Raw genomic sequence first — 2,102 nt, 5'->3', positions numbered from 1 at the left:
GAACACTGCATCCCTAAACATAAGCCCAGCAAGGGAATCTGATTTTCCCTAGCATACCGAATTGCCTGAATTTTGCCATCTACTCCCCGAATCCCAAAGCCTCCAGGAATAAGGATACCGTTAAAACCGTTTAGGAAGGGTTCAGGGCCGTAAGCTTCCACATCCTCAGCACTAACCCAGTGTATTTTGATTTTGGTATCCTTTGCGATCGCAGCATGCTGCAAAGCTTCCACAACGGATAGATAGGCATCAGTTAGTTTGATATACTTACCAACAATGGCAATTTCAAGATGGTGAGTGGGATTATGCAAACGCTCAACTAACCGCTGCCAATGGGTTAAATCTGGTTCCCGTTGCTCCATCTGGAATAACTCTAGAGTTTGCTGGGCTAGTCCTTCTTTTTCTAGCATTAGGGGGACTTCGTAGATACTGCTGGCGTCCTGTGCAGAAATAACTGACTCTACTGGTACATCACAGAATGCTGATATTTTATCTTTTAATCCGCTTGGGAAAGCGCGATCGCATCGGCAAATTAAAATATCCGGTTGAATCCCAATGGCACGCAATTCCTTGACGGAGTGCTGGGTTGGCTTAGTTTTTATTTCTCCAGCCGCAGGAATCCAAGGTAATAGGGTGACGTGCATATAAAGGACGTGATTGCGCCCGACATCCTTACGGAATTGACGAATTGCTTCCAAAAACGGTAGGGATTCAATATCCCCCAGTGTGCCACCAATTTCTGTAATCACTACATCAGGATTGGAATTTTGGGCAACTCGATGAATGCGCTGTTTTATTTCATTGGTAATGTGGGGAATCACCTGCACTGTCCCCCCCTGGTAGTCACCGCGACGTTCTTTATTGATTACGGCTTGATAAATCGAGCCAGTTGTGACACTGTTTAGGCGAGAGACGGAGGTATCCGTGAAGCGTTCATAGTGACCTAAATCTAAATCTGTCTCGGCACCGTCTGATGTTACAAACACTTCTCCATGTTGGTAGGGACTCATGGTTCCCGGATCTACGTTAATATAGGGGTCTAGTTTAAGAATCGAAACGGAATAGTTCCGGGATTTGAGTAAACGTCCCAAGCTAGCAGCAACAATCCCCTTGCCAATACTGGATACAACCCCTCCAGTTATGAAGACAAACTTAGTCATAATAGTAATAATATTATAGCGCGATATAGATTTTCTGGGTTCATTGTGCCATGGTACACCAGAGTTGTTTGGTGCTGCTGAGCTATCAGCTATCAGCTATCAGTATTCAGCTATCAGCTATCAGTTACCAGCAATCAGCAATCAGCAATCAGTTATCAGCAATCAGCAATCAGCAATCAGTTATCAGCTTAAGCGCTACGCGCACGCTACTTGAGGTGCTATCAGCTTAAGCGCTACGCGCACGCTACTTGAGGTGCTATCAGCTTTCAGCCAACGGCTGACCACTGACCACTGAAGGTGACGGCTGACGGCTGACCACTGACGGCTGACCACTGACGGCTGACCACTGACGGCTGACGGCTGACGGCTGACCACTGACCACTGACCACTGACTACTGACCGCTGACCGCTGACCGCTGACCGCTGACCGCTGATCGATGCAAAACCCCTAGGATTCCTCATCCATTGGATTACCGAGGTCTAGATTACCGACGTCAAAGACAATGACAAATTGAGCATCAGGCATTAATCGTTTCAGAGCCCATAAGTGTCCTTCCGCATCAGACCGGTTCCGGAAGCGAGCAACGACTCTCCGCTGCATCTTGGGTAACAGCCGAATGACCACCCACGGATGAAGGCGTTCAGAATAACTCATAATCAAACTATCTCCTTTTGTAGGGGAGCCAGAGCTAGCCCGCCGACGGTCCAACATCTACGGGCTAGCTCTTGACTCCGGGCGTCTCAGCGCCCACTCTTATAGTTTAGCACAAAAAATATAATATTATAACATATTTTGAAAAGTTTTGTGAAAAACTGGTTGGGAGTAGGGAATTGGGAGTAGGGAATTGGGAATCGGGAATCGGGAATCGGGAATCGGGAATCGGGAATCGGGAATAAGGAATAGGTAAAAAATTTTATGTACCTTTATAGCTTATAGTTATG

At 46.8% G+C, this 2,102-nt stretch carries 4 protein-coding genes; 1 reads left to right on the top strand and 3 read right to left on the bottom strand.

All coding sequences use genetic code 11. The annotated features are described in order from the left end of the window. Nucleotides 1-1,160, bottom strand: a 1,160-nt coding sequence (gene pyrG, locus F6K37_RS33545; RefSeq protein ID WP_287255043.1) for a CTP synthase, incomplete at its 3' end; no start/stop codon positions are given. Nucleotides 1,161-1,203: 43 nt separating this feature from the next. Between pyrG and F6K37_RS33540 the strand changes: the two genes are divergently transcribed. Then, complete coding sequence (locus F6K37_RS33540; RefSeq protein WP_287255040.1) at nucleotides 1,204-1,374, top strand: hypothetical protein; 171 nt, start codon at nucleotides 1,204-1,206, stop codon at nucleotides 1,372-1,374. Here F6K37_RS33540 and F6K37_RS33535 read toward each other — a convergent pair. Then, the gene (locus tag F6K37_RS33535; RefSeq protein WP_154659921.1) at nucleotides 1,356-1,622 is read right to left on the bottom strand and encodes a hypothetical protein; all 267 of its coding nucleotides are present in this window, start codon (nucleotides 1,620-1,622) and stop codon (nucleotides 1,356-1,358) included. The genes F6K37_RS33540 and F6K37_RS33535 overlap by 19 nt on opposite strands. After that, nucleotides 1,609-1,815 carry a hypothetical protein gene (locus F6K37_RS33530; RefSeq protein ID WP_044494884.1) on the bottom strand — a complete coding sequence of 69 codons (207 nt, stop codon included), beginning with the start codon at nucleotides 1,813-1,815 and terminating at the stop codon, nucleotides 1,609-1,611. Before F6K37_RS33530 ends, F6K37_RS33535 begins: the two co-directional genes overlap by 14 nt. Between the last annotated feature and the right edge of the window lie 287 nt (nucleotides 1,816-2,102).

This window comes from Moorena sp. SIO4E2 (assembly GCF_010671945.1).
Taxonomy (GTDB): domain Bacteria; phylum Cyanobacteriota; class Cyanobacteriia; order Cyanobacteriales; family Coleofasciculaceae; genus Moorena; species Moorena producens.
Note: the sequence above shows the minus strand (reverse complement) of the source record. Positions and strands in the feature narration are given on the sequence as shown.